6 protein-coding genes are annotated in these 7,064 nt (G+C 63.9%); 1 reads left to right on the forward strand and 5 read right to left on the reverse strand.

Annotation, left to right across the window (positions count from 1 at the left end; translation table 11 throughout):
- Positions 1 to 91: 91 nt before the first annotated feature.
- The 5 genes from RQP53_RS21890 to RQP53_RS21910 all read right to left on the reverse strand — a co-directional run bounded on the left by RQP53_RS21890 (position 92) and on the right by RQP53_RS21910 (position 6,370).
- Positions 92 to 1,501, reverse strand: coding sequence for a glycoside hydrolase family 47 protein (locus RQP53_RS21890; protein WP_315652828.1), 1,410 nt, complete (start codon positions 1,499 to 1,501; stop codon positions 92 to 94).
- Positions 1,498 to 2,439: a carbohydrate kinase family protein gene (locus RQP53_RS21895; RefSeq protein WP_315652829.1), complete on the reverse strand. Its 942-nt coding sequence runs from the start codon at positions 2,437 to 2,439 to the stop codon at positions 1,498 to 1,500. Before RQP53_RS21895 ends, RQP53_RS21890 begins: the two co-directional genes overlap by 4 nt.
- On the reverse strand, positions 2,432 to 3,682 hold the full coding sequence (locus tag RQP53_RS21900; RefSeq protein WP_315652830.1) for an AGE family epimerase/isomerase: 1,251 nt from the start codon (positions 3,680 to 3,682) through the stop codon (positions 2,432 to 2,434). The genes RQP53_RS21895 and RQP53_RS21900 overlap by 8 nt, the downstream gene beginning before the upstream one ends.
- Positions 3,683 to 3,719: 37 nt before the next feature.
- Positions 3,720 to 4,715 (reverse strand): LacI family DNA-binding transcriptional regulator, encoded by a 996-nt coding sequence (locus tag RQP53_RS21905; RefSeq protein WP_315652831.1) that lies wholly within the window; start codon positions 4,713 to 4,715, stop codon positions 3,720 to 3,722.
- Positions 4,716 to 5,263: 548 nt separating this feature from the next.
- Positions 5,264 to 6,370 (reverse strand): hypothetical protein, encoded by a 1,107-nt coding sequence (locus RQP53_RS21910; protein ID WP_315652832.1) that lies wholly within the window; start codon positions 6,368 to 6,370, stop codon positions 5,264 to 5,266.
- Positions 6,371 to 6,698: 328 nt separating this feature from the next.
- Here RQP53_RS21910 and RQP53_RS21915 point away from each other — a divergent pair, with 328 nt between their 5' ends.
- Entirely contained in the window at positions 6,699 to 7,019 is a 321-nt protein-coding gene (locus RQP53_RS21915) for a DDE-type integrase/transposase/recombinase (protein WP_315652833.1), read from the forward strand.
- Positions 7,020 to 7,064: the final 45 nt, after the last annotated feature.

Below are 7,064 nucleotides of genomic sequence, written 5' to 3' on the forward strand. Positions count from 1 at the left end.
GCTGCCTTTGTGCCCTGCGTGACTTCCTCTGTGTCTCTGTGTCTCTGTGGTTCGTTCTTGACAGCATGGCAAGCATCCCCGCGATGGCAACTCAGCGCGCCGGCAGGCGCAGCGGATGGGCTTCGGTGTTGAAGGTCACGGCCTCGAAGTCCAGCGCCGTCTTGGGCGCGAACAGCAGGTAGAAGTACTTGAAGGTCTCGGCGAACACAAAGCTCTCCATCGAGTCTTCCTGCTGCTTGCTGCGCACGTCCTTCAGCGCCGCATAGCCGGCCTCGCTGCGGCAATGCTGGACAAAGGCCTCGAAGAACTCGCGTCCCATGGCGCGGTAGCGGGCGTCGCCGGTGTAGTGGTGCAGGTAATAGGCCGATTCGATGATCTCGGGCCGCAGCGCGTACTCGGGCGACAGCACCTTCATCGTCCGGTAGTCCATGGACTCCGGCTCCACGCCGTGCAGCCGCCACATGCGCAGCCCCGATTCCTGCAGCTTGCGCGCCCGCTTCAGGTCGCCGCCCAGCGCCAGCAGCGCGGGCATGAAGGCGTCCAGCGCGCCGTACTGCGTCTTGATGCGCTTGCCGCTGTTCATGTCGGCATGGCCGTACCAGAAGCCGGATTTCGTGTCCTCACCCAGCACCTGGTTGACACCGGCAATGCTGTGATCCCACATCTGCTTGCACTCGGCATCGCCGAACAGGCGCCAGCATTTGTAGAGGTACTCGTAGTAGGAATCGATGCCGCCGCCGATGTGCGCGTCGGTGCGCTCCCAGCGGCCGCTCTCCACATTGATGGCCGAGCCGACCACGCCGCTCGGGGCGGCGCGGCGGTAGGTCTCGACCAACGCACGCTTGGACTTTTCGAAGTAGACCGGATTGCCCGTCAGCTGGCTCAAGAGGCCGAACTCCAGCACCAGCGTGCCGGTCTCAGCCGGGTTGCTGACCGTGCCGCTGACTTGGCCGGTACGCAGATTCACATGGGTGTAGGGCAGGCCGGTGGGTGAATCGAACACCGGCAGCAGGCGCTTGCCCAGGTCTTCCGCCTTGGCCAGCAGGCGCGCATCGCCGCTGAGCTGGTAGCCGGAGAGCAGGCCGCCGAGCAGGCGGATGGTGATCTCGAAGTTCTGCACCTTCATGTCGTGATCGAAGGAGAGCTGAGTGGCGATCAGCTCACGGGCCTCGTCGGCTTCGTCCTTCAGGCCCATGATGATCAGCGTATCCAGCGCATCGACCGGCGTCATCAGCAGCGACTGCGCATACCAGTCGTGCGGCTTCTTGCTCAGCGGCTTGAGCGCATCGTGACCCCAGGCGTACTGCTTGTAGCCCTGCCAGGCATGGCGGGCTTCATCCTTGACGCGCTGGGCCAGCACGGCGGACTCGGCCTCGGTGACCGGTTTGAGGGCGGGCGTGGCCGCATGCGCCATGGCGGAGACGGCGGGCAGCACGGCCAACGCCAGCACGCGCAGACCTTTCAGGGCGCGAACCATGGGAGTGAAGGGGGTGGAGCTCATGATGAAAAAACCTCTTGCTTCTTCTCTGCTTGCAGCATCTCGAACAAATGGCCCATGGCCTGCGGTGTCGGTGGCGTGGCGCCGGACTGCAGGCAGGCCGCGGAGCCAGCCGCCAGCGCCGCGTGCAAGTGCGCTTGCAGCGGCCGCTCGGCGTGGCGGCTGAGGCTGTAGAGCAGGCCGGCCACGCTGGCATCGCCAGCGCCCACGGTGTCCACCACCTGCACCGCCGGCGCGCGGGCATCCACGCGCTCGCTGCCACGGTAGAGGCTGGCGCCTGCGCCGCCGCGGGTCAGCAGGCACAACGCCTGCGGGTTCGGCACGCGCAGCCCTGCCAGCGCCTCGTCCTGCTCCAGCTCAGGAAACAGGCCGCGCAAATCGTCGTCAGACACCTTGATCAGATCGGCCAGCGCGCCCATGCGCTGCAGCGTGGGCGTGTAGCGCTCGTCCATCAGATTGCGGTAGTTGGGGTCGTAGCTGATCGCCACGCCCTGCTCCTTCAGCCGCTCGGCCAGGGCCACCAGCCTGGAGGCCAGCGGCTCACGTGCCAGGCTGATGCCGCCGAAATGCGCCCAGCGCAGGCGGCGCGACCAGCCCTCGGGCAGCACCTCGACATCGAAATGCAGATCGGCACTGTCGTCGCCGATGAAGAAGTAGCGCGGCGGCTCGCCCTGCTCGACGATGGCCAGCAGCGGCGCGCGCTGCACGCGCTGCAGCAGGCGCAGATCCAGGCCCACGGCCTCGCTGGCGGCCCAGAGTTCGTTGCCGAAGCGATCGCGGCTGATCGCGCCGGCAAATGCGGTGCGCTCGCCCAGCGCGGCCAGCGCGCGCGCCACGTTCCAGACCGAGCCGCCCACGCGGGCCACCCAGCGTTCCTCGCCCTGGTGAATCAAGTCGGTCAGCGCCTCGCCGGCGCAGAGCATCAGCGGTGCGTCATGCATGGCCAGCCTCGCCAGCTTTGCCATCAAGCGCGGCCACGATGTCGTAGCAGGCGCCCATGGTGTGATAGTCGACCTTGCCGGCGGGGCTCTTCTCGTCGCTGTACTTGCGGTTCAGCGCGTCGAGGATGCGCCACCAGGCGCCGTGCTCGTGGTCGACGAAATGCGTCCAGCTGTAGGCCCAGAGGCGCTGGTACCAGTCCCAGTAGAAGGGATGCTGGGTGCGCTCGGCCAGCAGGGCGGCGGCGGCGGCGCTCTCGGCCTGCACCCAGAAGTACTTGTCGGCATCACAGATGCTGAGGTCGGGCGCGATCGAATAGCACAGGCCGCCGTGCTCGGCATGCCAGCCCTTCTCCACCGCCACCTTGAACAGGCGCTCGGCGGTGGGCAGGGCCCAGCTCAGGTCTCTGCCCAGAGCACCGCCATGTGCGCCACCCAATGCTTCCAGCTGCAGCAGCAGCTTGGCCCATTCGGTGAAGTGGCCAGGCTGGTAGCCCCAGGGACGGAAGAGGTTCGCCGGGTCATTGACGTTGAACAGCCAGTCCGGCTGCCAGTGCAGGTCGTAGTGCTCCCAGATCAGGCCGCCGCAGCGCTGGGCCTGGCGCTGGGTGATGTTGTGGGCCAGCGTGTAGGCGCGCTCCAGATAGCGCAGCTCGCCGGTGGCGCGGTAGGCCGCCAGCATCGCTTCGCAGGCATGCATATTGGCGTTCTGCCCGCGATAGCTGGCGCGCTGGCGCCAGTCGCGGCTGGCTTCGTCGGCATAGAGGCCGGCCTCGGCGTCCCAGAAGCTTCGCTCCAGCAGCTCGAAGGCTTCGGCAATCCAGGGCCGCGCCTCGTCCAGCCCGGCCATCGCCGCGTGGGCATAGGCCAGCAGCACAAAGGCCTGGCCATAGGCGTGCTGGGTGCCGTCCAGCACCTCGCGCTGGCCGTCCTTCCAGTTCAGCAGCCAGGTGTAGCCGCCATATTCAGTGTCTCTATGCACCTCGCGCAAGAACTGCAGCGCATGCTTGAGGCCTTGCAAATGGCTGGCCTCGCCAAAGTGGCGGTAGGCCATCGCATAGGTGAAGACGAAGCGTGTGCTGCTGACCAGATGGCGCTGATGCGCGTCGTAAACGCTGCCGTCGTCCTTGAAGAAGTGGTACATGCCGCCGCTGGGATCGATGCAGCGCGGGTGGTAGAAGCTCATGCTGTGCTGCGCATGGGCGAGCAGCACCGCCCGAGAGCGATAGTCGGGGTGTTGGGTCATGGTGATGGAACTGGTAGGGGCGCTGCTTGGGGTGGGGCTACTCGTCGCAGCTGCTTTCGCGCACGATCATTTCGACCGGCAGGGTCAACTCGGCAGGAGGCTCTTCGGGCTTGTTGTGGCGCAGCAGCAGGCTCACGCCGGAGGCGCCCAAGGCCTCCTTGTCCACACGCACGGTGCTCAGCGGCGGAACGGCCACGGCCGCGCTGCTGATGTCGTCAAAGCCGACCACCATGATGTCGTAGGGAATCTTCAGGCCTTCGTTCAGGCAGGTCTTCATCGCCACCAGGGCCGTGCTGTCGTTGTAGCAAAACACGGCATCGGGGCGCTTGGGCAGCTTCAGGAGGCTGCGCATCGCCTCGACCACGCCCTCGTCGCCTTCGCCCATCGTCGGCACGATGACTTCGAGATCCGGATCGGCATGCACCTTGGCCTCGAACAGCGCACGGCGAAAGCCGCGGATGCGCTGCTGGATGCTGTAGTGCGCCGGCGAGCCCGAGAGCATCGCGATGCGGCGCTTGCCGCTGCGCAGCAGATGGCGGGTGGCGAGAAAGCCGCCGAGCGCGTTGTCCGGGTTCACCGAGGCAAAGCCGCGGCGGTGCATGTCCACCAGCACCACCGGCTTGCCGGTCAGCTGCAGCGCGCTGAGCACTTCGGGCTCGAAGAAGCCTGCACACAGGATGGCATCCGGCTGATGCACCCGCACCTGCTCCAGCACCGGCTGCGCCGGGCCGACGACCACGAAGGACAGCGCAATGCCCTCGCGCCGGCAGGCCTCTTCGGCGCCATGCAGCACCGGCGAGAAGAAGGGGCTGGAGGCCAGCGTGTTGTGCTGGCTGTGCAGCAGGAAGGCAATGCGCCGGATGCGCCCTTTCTTCAGCTGCGAGAGGTCATAACCCAGCCGCTGCGCGGCCTCGCGCACCTTGTTGCGCGTCACCTCCGTCATGCCCGCCTGGTTCTTCAGCGCCCGCGACACGGTGCCGATCGACAGCCCGGTGGCCTCCGCGATGTCGCGGATGGTGACGGGCTGGCTCACAGCTGCGCCCCCCACCGCGCACCCCACAGGCCCACTGCCATTGCATCCATCCGCTGTCTCCGTCGTATTGCGGGCCAGGTTTATTAAACGCCTGAATCGCCTTGTTTAGTGCCCCAAACGCGCTGCATTCGACGCGTTTGTTCATGGGTATTTTTTATATCCGGCGGGTGGGAGGGGCGTCAATCGATGGGGCAAGAATGGATTGAATTTAGTGCGTTTTACTAAACAAACGCAAGGATGCAAATGCTCAGAAGCGGGGTGGCATGCTCTAGCTGTTTGCCGATGATCAACCCACGGCTATCTAGCGACTGTTTTCGACCCTGAGCGGCCGATCGACTACGTCAAACAGCTGGCACGAAAGCAGTCGCTCAAGGGGGTTGACCGGCACTCAGAGGAAGGTGCCACTTGGCCGCGGAAGGAAAGTGCCACGATCGCCTGCAACGGCTACGCGGCGACTGCCGTAGCGCGTTAGGTTGAAGAACCCGTTAGGCGCAACACGGCTGTGAATCTCGGCATCGATAGGCGAAACATCGGGAAGAAGGACCCGCTTATTCGCCTACGCGACGACCGCGTTCTGAGCTGCGCCTGTTGAACCAATCCAAGAGCGCCTGGCTTCCTTTCACGCGAATCACCGCGTAGTCAGTGCCCCTGTGACCAAATATGTAGAAGACTTGATCGACCTTGTACAGGTACAAGCCCTCTGTCCCAGGAATGCTGGCCCAATCGGACAAGGCAGCGCTGTCATTGGCTTTCACCTTGAACTGCTTTACTACTTCCCCATCGACCCTCACCGTCACGTCGCCGAACGCAGTGTCATTCTTCTTGTCGTCGCGACGCTCCGGGCTGGTGATATCGCTGATCTCGAACCTGACCCGAAACAAGCCACCGCTCGGTCTTGGCAAGTCAACCACTCCGGAAGTTCGCTGTTGAATAAAGAGAATGTCCAGCGCACCAGCGTTCATCAAGTCGCTCTGGAGCTTGGCTTGTCCCTTTAGGACTTGAACTTGATTGGAGGCGCTTCCTACGCTTTCTTCTGCCTCCCGGGCCTTGACGATTGCTGAGCGCGCGCTGGCTTCGGCCGCATTCGCTGAGAACTTCGAGGCCTTGGCCGCAGCGGCAGTTTCAGTCGCTGTGTTGACGACCTGCGAGCGAATAGCTTCAGCACTAGACGCTGCCGCTGATGCCGAGTGTTGCGCCGACGTGATGGCAGCCATCATGTCCCTAGTCTGACTTGCGACCACCGCCGCTGCATCGGATGCGCGTGCCAGCGCAGACTTGGCCTTCTCCTCTGCTTCCTCAGCCTTCAGTTCGGCATTTTGCGATGTGGAGTACGCATTCCAGGAGCCGAGTCCAAAGAGGCCCAGAACTAGGCTCATTGCAGCAAAGGCGCCCCAATAGCGTACCTTCAGATAGAGAGCCACCTGCGATTCGATTGCGCTTTGCCCGGGGGCACGTGCAAGTGCCTCATAGATGAATCGATCGGCGCCCAGCTTGTCGAGAGTTGGTTGGCTACTCGGCAGTGCGAGTTGCTTTGAGACCAGCTCTGCCAACCGAGCCTGAAAGTCAGGCAGATTCGTGAGTGTTAGAAGTTCGGCCATTTGCGCGGCGCGCGTCTGGGCTTGCTCTGCGGCATGTCCGTCTACTGGCTCTGACATCGTACGTTCCCTTGGAGGTGGCGAGGCGCAACTCAGGTCAGTGGGGCTTTGCCAAGACCTACAGCCGGCCGGATCGAATCTATCGACCTCCCTGTCATTGCCACTCGTTGCGGGCAATCCTAGGCTGTCAACACCTAGACGTTCGGGCTGAGCGGCCTGCCGTCGTGGCTCGACCCAAGCAAGTCATTCGGCATCACTCGAACTGTCGCTGTTTCCTGATAAAGCAATGGGGAAAGGACAGAAACTAGCTGCCCAATTGAGGCAGACCTCTTTCCCTGATCTTGAATGTTGCACGGATGAGCGTGTCCGAGCGTCACCAATAGTGGGGATGAAACGCCCCGGATTCCGCAAGCTCAACTTGATCGACGAAGCCAACCGCGAGGCGCTGTGCCTCGAGGTCGGCATCTCGATTCCATCGGCGCGGCTGATTCGAGCGTTGAACCGCCTGATCGAGTGGTATGACGCGCCGGACAGCGTCCGCATGGACAACGGCCCGGAGATGACCAGCCACGACTTCATCGAATGGGCTGCGGCCAAGGGCGTCAAGCTTAATCACATCGAGCCCGGCGAGCTGAATCGCCCCGGATTTCGAGGAGGCTCCAACTCTGGAGAATGGAGCCATGAAGAAGTCCCCGAAGTTTTCGCCTGAGGTGCGCGAGCGCGCGGTGCGTATGGTGCTGGAGCACCGCGCAGA

This window comes from Roseateles aquae, from assembly GCF_032337115.1.
Lineage (GTDB): Bacteria > Pseudomonadota > Gammaproteobacteria > Burkholderiales > Burkholderiaceae_C > Roseateles_C > Roseateles_C aquae.